The organism is Gracilibacillus massiliensis, from assembly GCF_001458115.1.
Taxonomy (GTDB): domain Bacteria; phylum Bacillota; class Bacilli; order Bacillales; family Amphibacillaceae; genus Gracilibacillus; species Gracilibacillus massiliensis.
Map to the genome: position 1 here is coordinate 594,438 of NZ_CZRP01000013.1, position 21,127 is coordinate 615,564.

A 21,127-nucleotide genomic window follows, 5' to 3' on the forward strand; every position below is an offset into this window, starting at 1 on the left:
CAACCAATTGTATTAAATGGTTCAAGGCTGTTTTTAGTTTCTATTGCAAAATTAATAAATTAGATTTTGACATTCCCTAGATTACATCATCAAATTTAATACACATCTTTCCATTCATCAATATTATCTGGATCAAAGCGGAAAGGTTCTCCTAACAGGATCTCTGTACCATCTTCGCTCTCCGTTATGACGAATTGTCCTTCTAAATCACCAGCTTCAAAAGATTGACCTTCGTCACCAGTAATCTCTTCTTCAGCTAGGGCATTTGCCGCATATCCTGTCAAGTAACCTACATCAATTGGGTTCCATAAATACATCCATGGACTTACACCATTTGTAATATACTCAGCCATCTCACTTGGTAAACCCAGTCCAGTTACGACTACTTCATCTTGTAGCTCTTTATCTGTAATTACTTTTGATGCTGCTGCAATTCCTACTGTAGTTGGAGCGACAATTGCTTTTAGGTCTGGATGCGATTGTAACAATGCTTCTGTTTCGGATACACTTTTGTCTCGTAAATCATCACCATATGCCACTTCTACTAATTCCACATCGGCATATTCTTCGTTTTCTAATTCAGTTTGCATCCACTCTATCCACAAGTTTTGGTTAGATGCTTGCGACGTTGCACTCAAAATCGCAAATTGTCCTTCATTATCAATCATTTCTGATACAGCTTGCACTAGAGTACGACCGATTGCTTCTGGATCTGCTTGATTAATGTGGACCATGCGTGAATCACTATTAACGCTTGAGTCCGCTGACAGAACTTTAATACCTTGGTTCATGGCTTTCGTTAACACTGGTTGTAAACCATCATAATCATTTGCAGTTACAGAAATACTGTCCACTTGCTGAGCAATTAATTCTTCTATAATTTGAATTTGGCCTTCCACTGTCGGTTGATCTGGAGCACGAAGAATTGATTCTCCACCTATTTCTTCGATTGCCGTTTCGAAACCTTCCATCATTTTATCACCATATGGATTCCCCGTATTTTTGAAAACAAATGCATGTCGTTTTTGTTCTCCGTCGCCTCCATCCGCATTTTCTTCTTCTGTGTTATCCGAGCCATTGTCTGAGTTTGCGTCATCACCACTTGTCTCACCGTCACCGCCACAAGCTACTAATAAAACCAAAAAGAATACTACTAACAATTGCCACATCCAGTTTTTCTTCATACTAACTTCCTCCCCTTTTTCATAAAAATTTATATGTTAAACAGTGATAGACTGTTTTAACCTCAATTATTTTTTCTTAATTCGTAAATTAGTAATGGTTACGGAAATAATTAATAATAAACCGATAATCACCAACAGTGCTTGAGCTGGAATATTAATTAACCCTAAACCATATTGCAAGTACCCAATTACAAATACTGCAAGAACTGCACCTAACATTTTCCCTTTTCCACCAGCAGTACTAATTCCTCCAAGAGCTACCATTGCAATAACATCCAATTCATACATATTAGCAACATTCGGCCTTGTACTTCCCATTCTGGATGTAAGAAATATCGCTGTAATCGCTGCCATTAGACCAGCTAGAGTAAAAACAATCAATTTGATTTTATCTACCTTTACCCCTGAAAAACGTGCCGCAGTAGGATTACTTCCGATAGCATAGATCTGTCTACCAAAGACCGTTTTCTGTTGAATCATGACAAATAATATGGCTAAGCCAATAAACAACACTAAAATAAATGGAATGGTACCGATATATCCCCATCCAAAAAAGGAAAACCATGTTGGAAAACTACCTGCTGATTGATCCTCTAAAATCATATAAGCGATTCCACGATAAAGAATCATTGTTGAAAGTGTTACGATAACAGCAGACAACTCTCGATACTTTACTAATAAAAAGCCGTTAACGAAACCACATAAAGCTCCAACAAATAAGCAAAGAAGTACTGATAGAATCATTGGTAAACCGGCATTAAAAGCTGTTGCCATCACAACGGATGATAACGCCACTGTAGAACCTACTGAGATATCAATCTCTCGCATTAACATAATCATAACCATCGGAAATACAATAAACGCTTTATCTAAAAAGGTCATCGTTGCATCTGTTACACTTGTAAAATTCAAAAAATAAGGAGAGACCGAACTATTCATCATGAAAATAGCTATAATTAATAAGATCAACATCCACTCCCATTGCAGAAAGAATCTCTTCCATGAAAAAGGTTGGACGTTTTCAATTGTTCTTGTCGACATACTATATTTCCCTCCTTAAACGATGACTACGTTCAATAAATTCTCTAATATTCGTGTTAAATAGAACTGCAATTAAAATAATGAACCCTTCAATTCCCATCTGCCAAAATGGTGAAACATTTATTAGTGGAAGACCATTGCTCAAAACTCCTAAAAGAATTGCTCCGAGTAAAACACCTGTTACTTTTCCAACACCGCCAGCAATGCTAACACCACCTAAGATACAAGCGGCTATAACTGTCAACTCATAGCCTGATGCTGTATCACCTTGCGCAGAAGCATATTTAGATACCCACAATACACCAGCCAAACCAGACAAACCACCCATCATTGTATAAACAATCATCAAAATTTTAGTCTGATTGATTCCACTTACTTTAGCAGAGTCTGGATCACTTCCAACTGCATAGATTTGTCGCCCTGTAATCGTTGTATTCACAAAATAATAGAAAAAGATGAAGATAAGAATTGCCACAAATACCAAAGTATTTATTCCGAGAATGGTACTCGTAGCGATATTTTTGAATGTGTCAGGCATTTGATAAGCACTCACCCATTCACCTCCACTTGCCCAGAATGTCATTCCGCGAAATACATTCATTAAACCTAGTGAAGCAATGATTGGTAAAATGCCTACTTTTGAAACTAATAACCCTAACACTACTCCACAAACAGCTCCAATCACTATTCCTAACAAGATGGCTAATAATGGATGTAAACCTGGAAAAGCACTGACTGTTAATGCTGTTATCATACCTGACAAAGCTAGAGTTGCACCTATCGATAAATCAATGCCTCTTGTAATTAATACAAGCATCATTCCTAATGCTAGAATGCTTAATATTGCGGTATTTGTTAACAAATCTCGTATGTTTCCCATAGTTAGAAAGGCAGGATTAAGTAGTTGAATAACAATTGCCAATATAATAATAAACCCCAACAATCCTACTTCCCTGAACCTTGCTACTTTTTCTAAATTTAATTTTTGAAGCATTAACCTGTCACCTCCTGTTTCGCTGTGACATTATCTTTTGACATAGCCGCTTCAAGAATAGCTTCTTGACTCGCTTCTTGTTGATCCATTATTCGTGTTAATCTCCCCTCACACATAACTGCAATTCTATCACTCAATCCCAGTACCTCTGGCATTTCTGAAGAAACCATAATAATGCCATATCCTTGTTTCGCTAAATCTACTATTATCTGATAGATTGCTGATTTAGCACCAATGTCAACCCCTTTAGTCGGTTCATCAAAAATGATTACCTTAAGGTCGGTCGTTAATAATTTCGCTACCGACACTTTTTGCTGGTTACCACCTGACAAGGAATTAGCTAAATGAAAAACGCTTGGAGTTTTTACATCTACTTTTTCTGCTAGCTCTTTAGATACTTCCCTTTCATTTTTTTCATTCAACCAACCATTATTAGATAGTTCAGTTAGAGATGCCAATGTAATATTTTGTTTAATCGACCATTGCATAATCAGACTTTGTGCCTGGCGATCTTCAGGTAAATAACCAATTCCAAGATCCATTGCACTTTTTGGCTGATTAATGAAAACCTGCTTGCCATCGAAAAATATCTTTCCTTCATCATAGGAATCAATTCCGAAAAGGGACTGACATAACTCACTCCTACCGGCACCTACTAATCCAGTTAAACCTAGAATCTCTCCCTTTCGTAGTGAAAAGGAAATATCTTTAAATCGACCAATTTGTCCGAGATTTTCAATTCTTAATATTTCGTCTCCTATTTTTCCACTCTTAGTTGGAAATAGCTGTTTAATTTCTCGACCGACCATTGCAACGATTAAATCATTATTACTGATGTCATCAACATCCCAAGTTCCAATATATTGAGAATCACGAAATACAGTAACACGGTCAGCTAACCGATACATGTCTTCAAAACGGTGCGAGATGAAAATAATCGATACACCGTCAGCTTTCAATCCCTCTGTAATCGCATACAATTCTTCACTTTCTCTGTGTGTCAACGCAGCAGTAGGTTCATCCATAATAATAATTTTAGCCTGTGCGGAAAGTGCTTTAGCAATTTCAACGATTTGTTGTTGCGCCACACTTAGTGATCCCATCTCTGTTTTAGGATCTAAATCAGAACCTAAACTTTGTAGCAAAGCTTTAGCATCAGCATGCATTTGCTTCCACTTAATCATGCGACTAGTAGGATTAATTTTTTCATGACCCATATAAATGTTTTCTGTAATACTTAAATCTGGATAATTGGTTACATGTTGATAAATTGCCGCAATTCCAAAACGTTGAGCAACTTTAGGGCCATTTATTTCGATTGATTCACCATTCAAATAAATTTCACCCTCATTTGGTTGATGAACACCGGTAATTACTTTAATAAACGTTGATTTTCCAGCTCCGTTCTCCCCCATTAAGGCATGTATCTCACCTTTCTTTAATTGAAAGGAAACCTTATCTAAGGCTTTCACACCCGGAAATTCTTTTGTAATGTCCTTTAGTTCTAATATATAATCAGACATTTTACCACCTCTCTCTTGTATCCGGTTACATGTATTATAAGAAATATTTATATTGAAAAGTAGGAGACATATTTCTGATATGGGGGAAGAATTTCGGATATTTCTATTTAAATGAAACTATCTGAGTATTTTCAACTTTATATGTGAACAATCTAGTAAGTTTTTCATATATTTAACTTGAAATTTTTGTAATTTAAATAATAACTGTTTTTATCCCCAATAAATCTCCAACTTTTTTAAACAAATTCGCATTATTCCCTATAGACATTGCGCAATGATGTGTTGGTGCTTCTTCAAACCATCTTTCAAAATAGCTATCTGGATCTGTATTAAATCTCACATGTGTCTGCGTGTTTCCTATTTTCATTGTTTCTCCATCAGTTGCTTCACCTTCACTAATAATCAACTTTAATTTTCCATCACCTGTTTGTGTCAGTCCGAGGGTTGTAACAGGACCAGATTTAACTTTTGCCTCTACCGAAACACCACTTCCTTGTTTGCCATGATAGAGTCCCATACTTCTTAAAATCGGTTTGCCATTAGAGATTTCCAAATGAAAAGGACCATCATGTCCTAATAAAATGGTTTCATTTACATAGTCTGTTGTGACAATTTCACAAAAACTTCCGCCAACTCCGAGAACATCGCATATTTTCATTGCAATATTTGTTTTTATATCACCTTCACCAGCTGCAGGAACATGCTGAGCGGTAAGCAGAGAATTGCCTAAAATAAATCCGCTTTGCAGCTTTTCATATGCATTTCCAGGAGCTCCATGATAATAATAAGTAAACCCATCCAAGTTTCTTTCTTTTATCAACTTTTCTTGAGCAGCTGCTACATGGTATGCCCAAGTCAAAGCTTCCTTAGTTGGTTTTTTCGCAAGTTGTTCTGAAGGTGAACCTTCACTAATTGAAAACATTTCCAATGTTTGTCTTTCTTTTCGGTTAATATCATTTTCTTTAATGGTAGGTAAAATCTCATCAAGGTCACACATTTCTAATACATCCACTTGAATGCCTGTTTGTGCCTGTATCATGGTGAAATCGCTATATAAATCAAGCATTCCATTATAGGTATTTCCTAAAAAGCCAAATTTAGCATTACTAAGTACATTTTTTACATGAGCTGCTTGAATCCATTCTCTAATTTCTGTCCAGGCTCGTATTGCCTTTGGATCATCTTTTGTAACCTCATTTGCAACAGACATTTCCGGTGATTTCTCAAGACCTAGCAATCCACTAACTACTTTATATTCAATGCCAGAACGGTTAAGGGCATTGGCGAATTCTGGAACAGGACAAGCTCCGCAATGAGCTAACCATTCTCCTGTATTTGTTTCTTTGTAGTTTAATTGTTTACTCGGCTGAAGATTTAGCATAACCACTTTTGCATTGGAACGTTGATGAATCGGCAAAATCATAGAACTAGTTGCATAGGTTGCCGCATGCACAAATATAATATCTACACTGTTTTCATTGAAATAATTACCAGCATCTCTTCCTTTCTCTTCTGAGTCAATTAACCCATAATTAAATATTTCACCCCATTCACTCATTTTACTTTCAATAAATTTACCATATCCCTCCAACCTTTTCTTTAACCCTGGAAATTGCCCCCAATAGGCTTTTAACCCTGTTGAGTAAAGACCTATCTTTGGTTTATCATACTTTTTTAAAGTGTTTAACGGATTCAATGTCATCCTCCTAACTTATTAATTCACCTTAATTGTATACGGTTTCACTATGAATAACATCGAGTTATATTGAGAAAAAATAATAGTATCTTGGTATAATGAATTGCATAAAGTGAGACTTTGATCAGTGGGGGTATTAGAGACGATTAGCGCTGTGATAAAGAGAGACTTCAATCAGTGGAAGTATTACGGACGATTTCACCGTTATAACTAAAAAACGAAAGGAGAAATATTATGGGAGCTTGGATTGATAACGGATCTTTTGATTGGACAGAAGATTCCTTAAGAATGACGCTAAACCCATCAAAACATACTGTGAATTCATATTTACACATTCAAGAAATTGGTCACTTTAAAGCATATTCTTCTTATTATACTGAAAGACATAACGTTGAATCCTACTTAATTATATTTACCGTAAAAGGAGAAGGGAAACTTTATTATCAAAATGAAGAATTCATCTTAGAACCCTATACTTTAAGTTTTATAGATTGTAGAAATTATCAATTTTACAAAACTAGTAAAGAATTATGGGAATTTTACTGGGTTCATATCAATGGTAAACAGGTAGAGGATTATTATTTGGATTTTTCACAAGATGCTCATATATGTACGTCCGTGAAAGATGATACAGCTAAAAATATTATCCAAACAATAATAGCTTTACAAAAACATAAGACCCGAACTCTTGAAATAATAACTGCGAGGGAAATTATGAATCTTTTGACACTATTATTGGTTGAAAAAAATCGTTCGAAATATCATGACGAAGCAGAAATACCATCCTATATTTTTGATATTCAATCGTACCTAGAAGAGAATTATAAAAAAAGAATCACATTGGATGATCTCTCGAAAATATGTAAATTAAACAAATATCAAATAGTAAAAAACTTCAAAACATCAGTAGGTATTTCTCCGATCGAGTATTTGATTGAAACAAGAATTAATAAATCAAAGGATCTATTAAAATATACGAATTTATCCATAAATGAAATTGCATTCGAAATTGGGATTGACAATGTTACCCATTTCATTAATTTATTTAAGAAAAGAGTAGGCACTACACCACTGAAATTTCGGAAAAGCTGGAAATAATCATATTTCTTCACCCTTAAAAAATTAACATTCGCACCTTCTTTTAACAAATGTTGAAACTTACTTTAACCTTGTAAATTCTAAATTTTCCATTCAAACGCAAAAAAAGTATGAAGGTTGATGCCTTCATACTTTCATATTTAAAGTCACTTTATACCTAGAAGGGGTCTCACCGTAATACTGTTTGAATAACTTACTAAAATATTTTGTATCATGATAACCTACTTTTTCTGTAATTTCAGATATTTTAAAGTGTTCTTCCTTCAACAATCGTCTTGCCTCTTTCATTCGTTGTCTAGTCACAAATTCATGAACCGTTTCTCCGGTATCACTTTTAAATTGTTGACAAAAGTATGTGGGGTTCATATATACATGGTCCGCTATACGATCAATAGTAATTTGTTGATCCAGATTTTTTATCACCCATTTTTTCGCCTTTTCAACTTGATTTTCATGGTCTGATATTTTTGATAACTCGGAAATTTCCATTAAACGGTCCATCCAATTCCATACCTCTATTTTCAACTCTGGCAAACTCGTTATATTTTCCATTACAGAGAAAACATCTTGAAATGCTTCACTGCTTAAACCGATCGTATATGAGTTTAGTTCACTCCACACTTTAACAGCTAACAAATGGAGTGCTTTCTCTATATCCATCGGATGTTTATACGCACTTATGGTTTTTAAATAGATTGTTAAATGTTTTTGAACTTGATCACGTTCAGTATGATGGAGTGCAAGCACAATTTGATCAATTTGGTGAACTATCTGTGGGTCTTGAACAAATGTTTTATGATTTGTTATTGTTGCTACATTATTCGCAGTAATAATTTGATTACCGCCATCGAAAATCCGAAATTTAATCGCTGTTTTTAATTGAACTTTTAAGGATTGTAATAGAGGCAATTGGTCAAACGGGTCACTCATTGCTAACGTACAACTAAACATTGTAAATTGTCTAATATTGCTTAATAATCGAGTAGCAAATGTTTGAGCTTGTGAATCGAAATCTATTAATTGATTAGAATGTAACATTACCCACCAAGAACTTTTATTCTCTATCCATTTCCAACCAAATCCTAAGTGTCTATTTTTTCTTTCCTGAAGCATTTCATCCATAATATTTCCAATAGCAAAAATCCAATTGTCCCACTCTTGATCACTATATTTTTTTCTTTTATTACCTCTTTGATCTATGCATACGTAAAATGAAAGGTAATAACCTTTAGGAAATTCTTTCGTCCAATCAATCTGAGATATATCCTGTTTTTGATCATTAGTGATTTCTTGTAACAACTGAATTTGTTTTAAATAGTTACTCTGTTCCGCATCTTTAGTTATCTCTCTGAGCTTTTTGTTTTCCATTCTTTTTTTCATTATTTTATCTCGAAACATCAAAAGCTGGGAGCGAAACTCACTGCGATCAATCGGTTTTATAAGATAATCACTTGCACCTTCACGTATGGCAGTTTGCAAAAATTTAAAATCATCAAACCCGCTTATGACAACCGACAAAAACGAATGCTTTTGTTTTAATTTTTTAATTAACGTTAATCCATCCATTTCTGGCATTTTAACATCGGTTATTAACAAATCAAAAGATGTATCCTTTGTTTCTATTGCATTTAAACATTCTATCCCATCGCTAAAACTACCAATCACCTCAAAATCTTCATTCGCTTGTAGAACTTGCCTCTCTATACCTCTTCGTAATCTTGGTTCATCATCAACTATCAATATATTAATTTTGTGCAATTAGGACACCCCTTTTTTTCTATCATCGTCTAATGGTAAATGTAAAACGACAGTTGTGCCTTTTCCCTCATGACTATTTACCGCTAAACCATATGAATCTCCATACATCATCTTTATACGTGCATGAACATTTAATAAGCCAAACTGGGACATTCGTTTCATTGGATTTTGATCTAATGTTAGATGAATTTGTTTTAGCTCAGCTTCAGTCATACCCGGTCCGTTGTCTTTTATTCTTATTTCTAATTCATCCAATTCATTCACAATGATCGTTACTTCAATATGGATTTTTATTGACTGTTCTAAACCATATTTGATAGCATTTTCAATCACAGGTTGCAGTATGAATTTGGGTATGACATATTCATCAGCATCCACATCTGTTTCAATAAAAAATTCTATTCGGTCTTCAAAGCGAAAGCGTTGTATGGTCAAATAATCTTTTGTATGGCTTAATTCTTTATGAATGGATACAGTTTTCTCTTTATTATTGATAGAATAGCGTAACATTCTCCCTAAAATGGTTACCATTTCTACTACTTCGTCTTTTTCTTCTTCCTCTACCGCATATGCTATCGTTTCTAGAGTGTTATACATAAAATGAGGGTTGATTTGTGACTGCAAAGCATAAAGTTCAGCATCTTTTTGTTTCAATTCAATTTGATAATTTTCTCTAATTAAATATTCAATTTCTTGTATCATTGAATTAAAGCTTTTAGCAAGTATTCCAATTTCATCTTTCTTATCCATTGGTAAATCAACTTTAAAATCCCCTTTTTCTACACGCTTCATTAAAACAGTTAATTTTTTTAATGGATTAGAAACATTCCAAGCTAATAAAACGGATATAATCGTACTTAAAACTACAATTATAATAAAAACAATAATCGTTCCATTTCGAACAAGGTTAGTGTCTTCCATTAATTCACGAAGCGGTATCTTATGAAAAGAATACCAATTAACAGAGGGGAACTTATAACTACTTATTAAATCATTCTCCAGCCAATTGGTTGTTCTAAAGCTCCCATTAACTTTAGGATATTGCGAGAATTTGGTATCTATTTCACCTATTTTATCTGAATCACTGTGATAGATTATATTTCCGCTTCCATTCGTTAACCAAATAGATGGATCACGGTCTGCGGTCAAGCCTTTCATTGCTCTTTCAATAAAATCTAATCGTATAGCAATAAACATAGTACCTAAATTTTCTTGGTTTTCATAATCTCGTAACTCTCTCATCATAAGTAAAAATGGAGGATTATTTTCAAACTTTAAGTCTGTTTGGTTTGGTAATATAAAATCTGTACCACCATTCAAGTCAAAGGTATCTCCCAGAAAGGAAGAAAATTCTTCAGTCTGAAATCCTGTCTCTGTTTTATTTGTACTTTGAAAAAGCCGATTATTGCTTAATATGAAAACACCTAAAATATCTGAGTTTCCATTTGTCATATACATTCTTGATAATGCATTATTTACTAAAAATTCGTCCCGAAACAAAGCAGAATTATTTTGATAGGCATCTTTCCTTAACACTTCGATCACGTCAGAAGAGTTATATAAAGAGTCTGGCAAGGAACGATAGTCATTTAGTTGATTGTTTATATTGATATTTGCCTGTTCTAGTAGTTTTGGTATATACTCTCCCACTTGGTTTTCTATAGACAAAGTGTATTGCTTATATGCAATATAACCCAATATGGATACGGGTATAACCGTTAATATAATGTACGTTATCATTAATTTAGACATTAATTTACTATTACGAAAATATTTAAAAATCATATTGATCTACATTCTCCTTGGTAAAATCAATCGGCTCTCCCATTATTACTATGTCTTCGTTTACGCTTATTTTACCAACACTCGAAATCTGTTGATTATCAATCGGTTCAATCCCGTTAGCAAATTGTTTACTTAGAGCTACCGTCAAATAACCTAATTTTTTGGGACTCCATAGTGTAACCACTTGAACGATATCTTTCTTTAAGTATTCATTCATTGGATTGGGAGAAGATAGCCCTACAATAGCTACTTCACCTATTTTATTTTCTTCTTTGACAGCTTGTGCTGCTGCAGGAGGTCCTACAGAAGAATTACCAATAATTCCATCTAAATCTGGGTGATCTGCTAGTAACTGTTTTGCAACAGCATATGCCTGCTGTGGATCGTCATTTGTTGGGACAATATCCACTAATTCCATCTCTGGATAAAAATGCAGATGTTGCTGTTCAATCCAATACAACCATTCTTGTAAATTGGCAGCAGAATCAGCTCCTGTCATAACCGCAAATTCCCCTTTTTCATCGACATGCCATGCCAATGTATCCATTAAATGTCTTCCTAATGTCTCATCTTGAACCATGTTAATGAAGAATGATCTTCCTTCTTTTAATGTATCAGAATCCCAAGTTATCACCTGCACTCCACTGTTTGCAGCTTTTTCCATTACAGGCAGTAATGCTTCAGGATCGTTGGCGGATACTGCTAGTACATCTAAAGATTCACTTCGTAATAAATTCTCAATAATTACAATTTGCTGCTCGGCATTTGCAACCGTCGGTCCTCGATAAATAACCTCTACTTGGAGATCTATTGCTGCTTGTTTTACCCCTTGTTCAACTGCATTAAAATATGGAATATTGACAACCTTTGGAACAACTGCTATTTTAATTTCTTCATTATGTTGAACGCTGGTTTCCACCACTTCTTCCTCAGCAGAATAAATGACATGGAAAGGTTCTTTACTCGTACCTTTAGTGGAGCAAGCGCTTACAAACACAAACACCACAATTATGAGTGTCTTATAACTTATTCGCATATATTTCACCTCCAGTTAGTATTGCTAAAAGATTTTACTCCCTCTATATTTTATTTATCTTTTATTCCTAACTACATAATTATATTAATGGCTCAATGTTCTTATTGTTTGGTAATACTCTAGGTCCATATCTTTATTATACCAAACATACTGTATTTATGAGGATTTTCTATTTTTTCTTTATTAATTATTTATCGTATTATTGAAAGAGCATAAGTCAATCCATTTTTAAAGTTATTTACCTTCAATAAAAAACAGCCCCTCCATTTAATTAGAAGAGACTGTTTCAATAGATGTGAGACTATTATATAATAACCCTAACAAACAAATGGACATTCAGATTTAAACGTTTCTTTGGGAATTTTTTGAATAAAGGAAAAGAACAAATCAATAAACCTAAGGCAACAACATTGTAAACATAGATATTGTTACCCTAGGCACAGCATGGTTATAATTCTATCTTTGTTCACCAGCAGTTTGTTGAGCATTAAATGTCCATTCAAGCTCTAAAGTATCACCTTGGAACTCATTTTGATCTTCGCCGTTGTCAACAAAGATAAATTTAACGGACAAGTCATCAATTGTTCCTGCTTCAAGTCCGTCTTCACCCAGTATTGGTCCCAGGATAGATGTTCCAACAGCTTCAGGAGTCATTGATTTCAAATCTGCTAATGTTGTTTGATATACAACTTCATCCAATTTATCTAGATTCATTAAAAACTCCACTTGAATGTGTTCACCAAAATCTTCGCTATTGTCATTTTGTACATCGGTTACTTCATAATCCGTTTCCAAAAGAACTTTGGCGATATCTAATGTACCGCTGTTTTGCAATTCAAACGTACGAATCATTTGATCACCTGGCTTGAGATTATCGACATTAATGATTTCTGTTGGCTCAGCAGTTAAATCCAAAGTACCAGCTGCAAATGAACTGTTTGTTATTTCACTATCACTAAAATATGCGAATGTACCTCCACCAATTAATGAAAGCCCTAATGCAGCAGTTACAACACTTATTCCTAATTTCTTTTTAATATCCATTTTTTCTTCCTCCTAATTTATCTTCTAATATTAGTTTATTTTTGTTCATTATTAAAATTTTTAAATTCTGTTTGTGACGATACCACATAATTTTGCTCTTTTTTTGCTTTTTCTTGTTGTTCAAAATGTCGTAGCACATGTCTTATATTGAGAGCTGAATAGATGAGTAAGGAAACACCGGGTATAATTAATAATACAACACCTTGCTTTGTGTGAGTGAAGTTCGTTATATACCCAATGAACGGTAAATTGTATCCTGTATATTGCCCTACTATATTTTGTGAAAGTACCGGTTCTATATCTGGCCCATCATTATTATCGCCTTTTGTCAAATACTGTTTTCCATCTCCTGACACTTCAAAAATTCTATGAGTGATTAGGATGTTATCCTTTGACCAAAAAGTAATAATATTACCTTCATCAAACCTTCTCATATCACCACCTGTTTTGATTGCAATAATCGATCCAGTTTGAATCTCAGGTTCCATTGATCCAGATAACACTGTTTTCAATTGATATCCAAATATTGTTGGTTCCCCACCTGAAATCCGAACAGATATCACAGCGATTACAGTGAAGATTAACACGATAAACATTATACCTGTGATAGTTTTATTTATTACACCAAATAATATTTTCCAATTCATGGATAATAACACTCCGATACTTTACAAGTTATATAGAAAGATAAATATTTTTTAGCATTCCTATAAGTCTAATACCAAATTATTTATTCCTTATACGCCTTACTTTCTGCTAGCATCTCACTATTTTGAATTTTTGATTTCATCATTTCCCTTTGTGTCTACTAATTGATCAACAAATGTTATATTAATACCAACTGTTTGGCTATTATTATAATACGCTATAGTTGGAGACGATAATTGACATACCAACAGAAATATCAAATATAACATCGCAAGTAATTGGATAAAAAAGGCAGTCCAACCTCTATTAGTGATGTGGTTTATTTGGCTAAAACGAATTACCCCCAATAAATCCAACACCTCCGTTTTTATAACCCTTCTGCGATAGATTTCAACCTACCACAGAAGGTTCAGTTTATTGCTGGTTGTTAACTAAATATTCTGCACCAGTTTTGAGATCATTATAAGGGACATCAGAAATGGACCCTTGTTGCTTCACATAATCAAGCAATGCTAGAAAGTTGTTTAAGTGTTTGATCAATTTTTCTGTTTCACCGCTTTCCTCATACAATTTAACAGAAGTTAACTGAGTATCCATAGTGCGTGCGAACTGCTCGTCAGATATATAACCTGATTGCGTGTACTGACTAACGAGTGCATGTAATTCATCAATATTTTCCACTGTTCCTGGCTCATTACTTAGATTCGTAGTAAAATTGTAGCTTCCAGAAGAAAGTTCATAAATAGCTTTTCCATTCTTATACTCTACAAATTTTACTCCTTCCACTTCACTAACTGGTTGTCCGCTTTCTTTAACACTAGTTATATCCCCAACAGGAAGATGAAGAGTTGCTGTTGTATTGGCAGGAACTGCTGTATTATACATTAATGTTTCTCCTTCTACTTCCCAGCCACTTTCAATCATACCGTATAATGAATCAAAAGAGCCATCAGCATGAGTGATTTGGTTATTTCCATCGATGGAGGGTTGCAAAATTATGTGCTTGAAGCCAGGATTAGCTGGATCATTTGCAATACCTAACATATTACTGTACATCCATTCACCAATCGCACCATAAGAGAAATGGTTGAAAGAGTTCATACTAGCTGGTCCAAAACCATCCTCTTTAGAGTACGAATTCCAGCGTTCCCAAATGGTTGTAGCACCATTTTTAACGGAATACAACCAAGACGGCATTTCATCTTGTAAAAGAAGTGTATACGCTAAATCTGAATTACCATGATCACTTAAGACAGGAGCTAACACATTAACTCCAAGGAAACCTACAGCTAGTGTATTCTCCGCATAGTCCACCCTAGAACTTGTAGGATTAGCTTCCTTATATTCATCACTATTACGAATATTTGCAGTGAGCAAATCAATCATTTGTTGTTTCTGATCTTCACTTTCATACATCTCTAACTTCAAAGCCCATAGTAATGAGGTTTGAGCATTATCTTCTCCACCTGTTCCCTCTCTACTTCCGGATAATAATGTTAGACTTCCACTATCGCCATCAATCTTTATATAGTTTTCAATGAAAGCGCTCTTAATATTATCGAACAAGTTTTGGTATTTCTCCGCATCATCGGAATAACCAAGGGCCTCTGCCATCTGCGCCATTAGCTTTGCATCATAAGCATAAAAGGCATCACTAATTAAATTATGATTTGCCCCTCCCATTTGATTAACGTCTTCTCTTTGGAATGACAACCAATCACCATAAAAACTTCCCGGACCACGATAAGTGTCCCCCGTCATTTCGAAAATTAAATCCATATACTTTTCCATACTTGGATATGACTTTTCTATTACTCTGGTATCTCCACTCATTTGCCAATGAGTCCATGGAACAATAACCCCAGCATCTGACCATCCAGAGTCTGGACTAGTATTTCTACTATACCGAGTACGTGGAACAGTAACTGGAATAGATCCATTGTCATATTGATTTTCAACAATATTATCCGCGAAATTTTCTATGAAATTGTAAGAATCCATGTTGTAGAAACCGGTTTTAGCAAATAATTGTACATCTCCTAGCCAACCTGCACGTTCATTTCTTTGAGGACAGTCAGTAGGGATCCATAAATAGTTACCACGTTGGCCCCATTGAATGTTGCTAATTAGCTGATTCACATCCTCATCAGATGTTTCAATTGTGCCTGTAACATCTACAGCAGACGTCGCTACTTTACCAGTCAGATTTTGAATTTCTACGGAATCGTCTGGGGTAACTACGCTAACCTCCACATATCTAAAACCAAAGAATGAAAGGGAAGTTTGATAGGTTTCTCCTTCCTCTGTGCCTTTAAGTGTATAGTATGCTGTTGCATCTGCACCCCTAAGGTTTTCTAAATACACGGAACCTTCTGGACCGTCAGCACCTTGACTATCATCATTAAGCATTTCAGAGAAACGAATTCTAATTTGAGTGCCCTCTTCTCCCTTTACATTGATACGAGGAACTCCAACCATGTTTTGACCAAGATCATATATTACCGTATCTCCTTGGGAAATAATTGCTTCATATTCGTTTGCAACTGAAGGATCAGTTACTGTTCTAGAAGGATCAACCTCAATTTCTCCTTCTCCGTTACTACTTGATTCTTCATTAGTTATGGAATCATAAGTCGTGACTGAAATTGGTGTTTGATCTAACTCATCTACAATTTGTGCTGTTTTCCCATTATATGATGTAACTGTTGCGTCAGGATAAGTTTGAGTATAATCATGCTCTTTTACGTCGTTCCAATTAGAGTCATCAAATCCATTTTTATTCCAGTCAGGTATTTCTTTTGTTGCATCATAAGTCTCACCATCATAGATATCATTTTCAGTGTAAGGACTATTATTGGTAGCTTTCCAGCCTGAAGTAGTATCGGTGACTACTGTTTCAGAAGAACCATCCTCGTAAGTAATTAGCATTTTTGCTAGTAAGCCAAGGTCGTTCCCTGATCGACTATAATATTCTGCACCGCTAGATATATCACCGTTGTACCATCCATTGCCTAGAACAGCAGCAAGAGTGACATTTTCGTCGCCTTGAACATAACTTGTAACATCATATGACATGTAATTGATATTTTTATGATAAGCTGTCCAACCTGGTGCTAGTAACTCGTAACTAGTACTACCATCTTCGTTAACAATGCCCACTCTTTCTCCGTTAATATAAGCATCAAAAACTCCTAATGAAGAAATATACAATCGAGCGCTTTCCACGTCACCATTTAGTGAGGTTTCTTTTCGTAACATAGGTGCACCCATTTCCTCTGAGCTATCTATAGAGATCCATTTAGCACCGTCCCATCCTGTAACTCCATCTGTGCTTAAAATACCAGTTTCAAAATAATTTGCTTCTGGAGTTTCAATTAAATTCTCATTTTTATCCCATACCATAACTGTCCAATAGTAGCGTGTTGTAGGATTAAAGGAATCTCCTCCATATTCAACTGCCAATGATTCATCGGAATCAACTTTTCCGCTATTCCATACATCCGCTTCATTTGGTGTAAGCTTTTCAGGACTACTTGCAACAAGTAATTGATAAGCTGTTTGCTTTTGACCACGCATGTTTGATGCCATCTCCCAGCTGAAGCGAGGTTTTTCAGAATCGACTCCAATTGGATTAGTTCTATATTCTACTCTCAAATCTGTAATTTCTGTATTTGTTTCAGCAGTTGTACTTGCATCTTTTGATGGGGCAGCATAGACTGCTGAACTAATGACATTCAGAATTAACAAAGCCACAATCATAGAAATCATAAAAAAATGATTTCTAATTCTAACTTGACCTTCTTCCATAATATCCACCTCATTAGCTTTTAATAGACTTTCCATTCTTCAACATAGCTTTCTAACTATGGTAACCTTCTAAACAGCTTTTTAAATTATTTTCGGAACTTAAAATATGCTACTTCATTTTTGCATCGCTTTTTTCTTAGATGGAAGAAAATAATTACCCTGGCAAAAATACATTTGCGTATTGATCTTTATTAAGAACGATGGTACACACTCCTTTCACAGAATTTAACTAGTTTGGAACTAACTAATTCTTGCTTCTACTAGACGATTTTCGAAACCTATCACCTCCTTCACTTCGAAATTCTGATAATAGATTTGAATTATCTAATATACTGACAGAGTTTTTAACATATTGATAGGACTTAATATTCTGTTTAGGGTGACAAATTTTAGATTTTTAAAAATAGAGAAGGAGATTTCTAGAAGAGAAAGTTAATGTTTGATTGAATCAAGAAGGTTTTTTAAAAAAACCTAACAAAAATGAGGTCATGCAGATTTCAGAGAGAATTGCGGAAAAGGAGGTTAATGTATCGATTGAGGAATTAATGGAAAGTGTAACACTGCCAAACGCTAAATCTTTTACACCGGGAGTATTTAGTAATATAATCTGGCCGAAGAAAAAGACGCAATCATTTTTACTATGATTGCGCCCCATTGTTTTAACTTTTAAACAAAAAGTATTCTTTGAATAGATAATTATATTTATTAATTTTATTTTGATTTTTTTTCATAAAGAATATTTCACTAACTTACTATTTCAGCTTTCCACCAAAAACAGGCATTACACTTGCCTCACCATAATTTTTAATGGTTTCCACGTTTTTCAGTATTTCCATATCCTCTTCAGAAATAACGAAATCCACTTCTGCATTATTTTTCATATGTTCCGGATTTGCAGTTTTAGGCAGCGGAAGAAGACCAAGCTGTAAATCATAACGAATACTTAATTGAGGTACAGAAACACCGTATTTTTCTGCGATATCTACAACTTTTTGATTTTTTAACAATTCTCCGTGGGCAATCGGTGAATAAGCTTCCACAAGAATGCCTTGGTCTTGCGTATATTCAATCAAGTCTTTCGGTGTATTACTTATATGAGCCAAAATCTGATTCACCATCGGATTGACTTTACAAGCACTAAGAATGTTATCCAGGTCCTCTTTTTGAAAGTTAGATACACCTATTGCGCGAAGTTTTCCTGCTTCGTATGCTTCCTCCAGAGCTCTCCATGCTTCACGGTTTCCTTCGACGAAACGATCTTCTTCACCGAATTCCATCCAGGGTTGTGGACTGTGAATAATCATCATATCAATATAATCAAGTCCCATCGCCACTAGTGATTGATCAATAGCTGAAACGGCTTCTTCATATGACTTTACTTCTGCAGCAAGTTTTGTAGTAATAAATAACTCCTCTCTGTTCACACCACAAGCTCTAATTCCTTCTCCAACACCACTTTCATTAGCATATGCCTGTGCGGTATCTATATGACGATATCCAATTTTCACAGCATCTACTACTGCCTGAGCGACATCTGCATTTTCTATCATCCATGTTCCAAGACCTAATTTTGGAATCTCAATTCCATTTGATAGATTATAATTTTCTTTTAAAATCATATATAAAATCTCCTTTTTATAATTTGTTATAGGTTTCATCATCGACAGGTTCTAACCACTCCGGTGTACCTGCAGTGATTGCAATGTGTTCAAACCAGCTGTCTTTTGTAGCACCATGCCAGTGTTTTACACCATCATGGGTTACAATAACATCACCAGCTTTTAGGAATTGAGCAGACTTTCCTTCTTCCTGGTACCAGCCTTCACCACCAGTTACTAGTAAAATTTGATAGCCACCATGATGTATATGCCAGTTATTTCTGCATCCTGGTTCAAAGGTTACATTCCCAACACCAACATTCACATGTGGATCGGAAACCAGACTTTTAAGATAACTTTGTCTCACAAAATATTGTGCATATGCTTCATTTTTTTCACCCACTGGAAAAATAACGCCATTTTTTACTTCTTCATGTTTTGCCATTCTAACTCCTCCAATAAAATTTTTTCTGTTTACCTAGTCATACTGGCGGATTACAATCAATTTATTGATCGCTATATCAAACACAACAACACTTCTTAATTTTCAGGAACAACTTCATTAACACATGCTAATGCGTTCAGTGTTCTCGGAAAGCCCATATATGGAAGGCAGTGGGTAATCGCGGCAATCAATGTTTCCTTATCATTTCCCACATTTTTATTACCCTGCACATGTGCCTTCACTTGTCCTTCAGCTCCGCCGAGTGCACTTATAATGCAAAGTGTTAACAATTCTCGTGTTTTTAAATCAAGTCCACCCCGAGTGTAGAAATCTCCAAAGCAAAAGGCGGAAAGGTAATCCTGGATATGCTTTTGATTTTCAGGAGCACTTTCCTGCATTTTTGCAATTACATCACCAAAGATATCTACTTGTACAGCAAGTCCTTTATCAAAACGATTATCTTCATTCACAGTCTTTTGACTTTCAATCGGTAAAGCGATATTCTTCGCTTGGAAAACCTCATTAACTCCATCGATCGCATTTAGTGTTTTGGGAATTCCGATGTATGGTGCGCACTGGTAGACCGCCTCTTTGATTTCTACCGGGGTTAGTCCAACATTCAGTGCAGCATTCACATGTGCCTTTAGTTGTGGCAACGTTTGGCTAGTTGCAAGAACCACCAGGGTAATCAACTCACGCTGTTTGTCATCCAGATTACCTTGATAAAAAACTTCCCCAAAAAGGAAGTGGCTCAGTATGTTCTGGAAATCCGGATCGGTAGTGGATATTGCTGATACTCCGTCACCGAATAAATGTTTGAACTTTTCCTTACTTTTCTCAATACGATCCATAGCAATCCTCCTTTTAACTGAGTGTATTCCTCCTGCATTTTCCAAGAAGGCAAAAAACAAATGACTTTGAATATGAGTGTCATTATATTTCTTAGACTTAACTCTAAGTCAAGCTTTCAACTACATTTTTTCAGATTTCTTCCTCGTTCTTTTTCTTTTGTACAAACGTTTCATAAAGGTCTGCCGCTTTGTTTTTCTCTAAATTGCTTTGATAAAAATCAATTTTTGTATTAACTAACTCCAGGTTTTTTTTATAAGTTTCTAGCTTTTCCATTACTTTTGCCCGGTGGTTAATAAGAATTTCTAGAAGTTCAGGCATACCAGCATCACCTAATTCCCATGACTTCGTATATCTTTTTAAATCTTCTAAAGACATACCCGTTTCTTTCATGTGCAGGATAAATTCTGACCACAACTTGTGTTCTTCTGTATAATATCGAATATTATTAATACCTCGATCTGGTACGATCAACCCTTCTTTTTCGTAATATCTCAACGTATGCTCACTAATACCTATTGTTTTAGATAACTCACCAATACGGTACTTCATCCTATGTCACCTCGCTTTAAAGACAATGTTTATGATAAATCATATTACTTAGAGTTAACTCTAAGTCAA

Annotated in this window: 17 protein-coding genes; 1 reads left to right on the plus strand and 16 read right to left on the minus strand. The window is 35.0% G+C overall.

Annotation, left to right across the window (positions count from 1 at the left end):
• Positions 1-95: 95 nt before the first annotated feature.
• The 5 genes from rhaS to BN3107_RS15060 form a co-directional block, all read right to left on the minus strand.
• Complete coding sequence (gene rhaS / locus BN3107_RS15040) at positions 96-1,184, minus strand: rhamnose ABC transporter substrate-binding protein (RefSeq protein WP_058308455.1); 1,089 nt, start codon at positions 1,182-1,184, stop codon at positions 96-98.
• A 66-nt stretch (positions 1,185-1,250) separates the two neighbouring features.
• Entirely contained in the window at positions 1,251-2,225 is a 975-nt protein-coding gene (locus tag BN3107_RS15045; protein ID WP_058308456.1) for an ABC transporter permease, read from the minus strand.
• 1 nt (position 2,226) lies between these two features.
• Entirely contained in the window at positions 2,227-3,219 is a 993-nt protein-coding gene (locus BN3107_RS15050) for an ABC transporter permease (protein ID WP_058308457.1), read from the minus strand.
• Positions 3,219-4,742 carry a sugar ABC transporter ATP-binding protein gene (locus BN3107_RS15055; protein WP_058308458.1) on the minus strand — a complete coding sequence of 508 codons (1,524 nt, stop codon included), beginning with the start codon at positions 4,740-4,742 and terminating at the stop codon, positions 3,219-3,221. The genes BN3107_RS15050 and BN3107_RS15055 overlap by 1 nt, the downstream gene beginning before the upstream one ends.
• Before the next feature lie 193 nt (positions 4,743-4,935).
• A complete protein-coding gene (locus tag BN3107_RS15060) occupies positions 4,936-6,438 on the minus strand; it encodes an L-fucose/L-arabinose isomerase family protein (protein ID WP_231735344.1) in 1,503 nt (500 codons plus the stop codon).
• 234 nt (positions 6,439-6,672) lie between these two features.
• On the opposite strand from BN3107_RS15060, the gene BN3107_RS15065 reads away from it, so the two are divergent.
• Positions 6,673-7,536 (plus strand): AraC family transcriptional regulator, encoded by an 864-nt coding sequence (locus tag BN3107_RS15065; protein WP_058308460.1) that lies wholly within the window; start codon positions 6,673-6,675, stop codon positions 7,534-7,536.
• A 126-nt stretch (positions 7,537-7,662) separates the two neighbouring features.
• Here the strand turns inward: BN3107_RS15065 and BN3107_RS15070 are convergent, their stop codons facing one another.
• From BN3107_RS15070 to BN3107_RS15125, 11 genes are all read right to left on the minus strand, one after another.
• Positions 7,663-9,294: a response regulator gene (locus BN3107_RS15070; protein ID WP_058308461.1), complete on the minus strand. Its 1,632-nt coding sequence runs from the start codon at positions 9,292-9,294 to the stop codon at positions 7,663-7,665.
• The gene (locus BN3107_RS15075) at positions 9,295-11,079 is read right to left on the minus strand and encodes a cache domain-containing sensor histidine kinase (RefSeq protein WP_058308462.1); all 1,785 of its coding nucleotides are present in this window, start codon (positions 11,077-11,079) and stop codon (positions 9,295-9,297) included.
• On the minus strand, positions 11,069-12,115 hold the full coding sequence (locus tag BN3107_RS15080; RefSeq protein WP_058308463.1) for an autoinducer 2 ABC transporter substrate-binding protein: 1,047 nt from the start codon (positions 12,113-12,115) through the stop codon (positions 11,069-11,071). The genes BN3107_RS15075 and BN3107_RS15080 overlap by 11 nt, the downstream gene beginning before the upstream one ends.
• 456 nt (positions 12,116-12,571) lie before the next feature.
• Entirely contained in the window at positions 12,572-13,159 is a 588-nt protein-coding gene (locus BN3107_RS15085) for a CalY family protein (RefSeq protein ID WP_058308464.1), read from the minus strand.
• A 35-nt stretch (positions 13,160-13,194) separates the two neighbouring features.
• The gene (gene sipW, locus BN3107_RS15090) at positions 13,195-13,806 is read right to left on the minus strand and encodes a signal peptidase I SipW (RefSeq protein WP_058308465.1); all 612 of its coding nucleotides are present in this window, start codon (positions 13,804-13,806) and stop codon (positions 13,195-13,197) included.
• Between the two features lie 120 nt (positions 13,807-13,926).
• Positions 13,927-14,154, minus strand: coding sequence for a hypothetical protein (locus BN3107_RS15095; RefSeq protein ID WP_058308466.1), 228 nt, complete (start codon positions 14,152-14,154; stop codon positions 13,927-13,929).
• A gap of 67 nt (positions 14,155-14,221) precedes the next feature.
• The gene (locus BN3107_RS15100) at positions 14,222-17,614 is read right to left on the minus strand and encodes a family 78 glycoside hydrolase catalytic domain (protein ID WP_077065140.1); all 3,393 of its coding nucleotides are present in this window, start codon (positions 17,612-17,614) and stop codon (positions 14,222-14,224) included.
• 752 nt (positions 17,615-18,366) lie between these two features.
• Complete coding sequence (locus tag BN3107_RS15110; RefSeq protein ID WP_058308468.1) at positions 18,367-19,233, minus strand: aldo/keto reductase; 867 nt, start codon at positions 19,231-19,233, stop codon at positions 18,367-18,369.
• 16 nt (positions 19,234-19,249) lie between these two features.
• On the minus strand, positions 19,250-19,657 hold the full coding sequence (locus BN3107_RS15115; protein WP_058308469.1) for a cupin domain-containing protein: 408 nt from the start codon (positions 19,655-19,657) through the stop codon (positions 19,250-19,252).
• Positions 19,658-19,752: 95 nt separating this feature from the next.
• Positions 19,753-20,508 (minus strand): carboxymuconolactone decarboxylase family protein, encoded by a 756-nt coding sequence (locus BN3107_RS15120; RefSeq protein WP_058308470.1) that lies wholly within the window; start codon positions 20,506-20,508, stop codon positions 19,753-19,755.
• Positions 20,509-20,638: 130 nt separating this feature from the next.
• Positions 20,639-21,058, minus strand: a complete 420-nt coding sequence (locus BN3107_RS15125) for a MerR family transcriptional regulator (protein WP_077065141.1) — start codon at positions 21,056-21,058, stop codon at positions 20,639-20,641.
• Positions 21,059-21,127: the final 69 nt, after the last annotated feature.

Bases quoted from the DNA above. Each gene is read 5' to 3' on its own strand.
- rhaS (WP_058308455.1), bottom strand. From the start codon at position 1,184: ATGAAGAAAAACTGGATGTGGCAATTGTTAGTAGTATTCTTTTTGGTT.
- BN3107_RS15045 (WP_058308456.1), bottom strand. From the start codon at position 2,225: ATGTCGACAAGAACAATTGAAAACGTCCAACCTTTTTCATGGAAGAGA.
- BN3107_RS15050 (WP_058308457.1), bottom strand. From the start codon at position 3,219: ATGCTTCAAAAATTAAATTTAGAAAAAGTAGCAAGGTTCAGGGAAGTA.
- BN3107_RS15055 (WP_058308458.1), bottom strand. From the start codon at position 4,742: ATGTCTGATTATATATTAGAACTAAAGGACATTACAAAAGAATTTCCG.
- BN3107_RS15065 (WP_058308460.1), top strand. From the start codon at position 6,673: ATGGGAGCTTGGATTGATAACGGATCTTTTGATTGGACAGAAGATTCC.
- BN3107_RS15075 (WP_058308462.1), bottom strand. From the start codon at position 11,079: ATGATTTTTAAATATTTTCGTAATAGTAAATTAATGTCTAAATTAATG.
- BN3107_RS15080 (WP_058308463.1), bottom strand. From the start codon at position 12,115: ATGCGAATAAGTTATAAGACACTCATAATTGTGGTGTTTGTGTTTGTA.
- BN3107_RS15085 (WP_058308464.1), bottom strand. From the start codon at position 13,159: ATGGATATTAAAAAGAAATTAGGAATAAGTGTTGTAACTGCTGCATTA.
- sipW (WP_058308465.1), bottom strand. From the start codon at position 13,806: ATGAATTGGAAAATATTATTTGGTGTAATAAATAAAACTATCACAGGT.
- BN3107_RS15100 (WP_077065140.1), bottom strand. From the start codon at position 17,614: ATGGAAGAAGGTCAAGTTAGAATTAGAAATCATTTTTTTATGATTTCT.
- BN3107_RS15110 (WP_058308468.1), bottom strand. From the start codon at position 19,233: ATGATTTTAAAAGAAAATTATAATCTATCAAATGGAATTGAGATTCCA.
- BN3107_RS15115 (WP_058308469.1), bottom strand. From the start codon at position 19,657: ATGGCAAAACATGAAGAAGTAAAAAATGGCGTTATTTTTCCAGTGGGT.
- BN3107_RS15120 (WP_058308470.1), bottom strand. From the start codon at position 20,508: ATGGATCGTATTGAGAAAAGTAAGGAAAAGTTCAAACATTTATTCGGT.
- BN3107_RS15125 (WP_077065141.1), bottom strand. From the start codon at position 21,058: ATGAAGTACCGTATTGGTGAGTTATCTAAAACAATAGGTATTAGTGAG.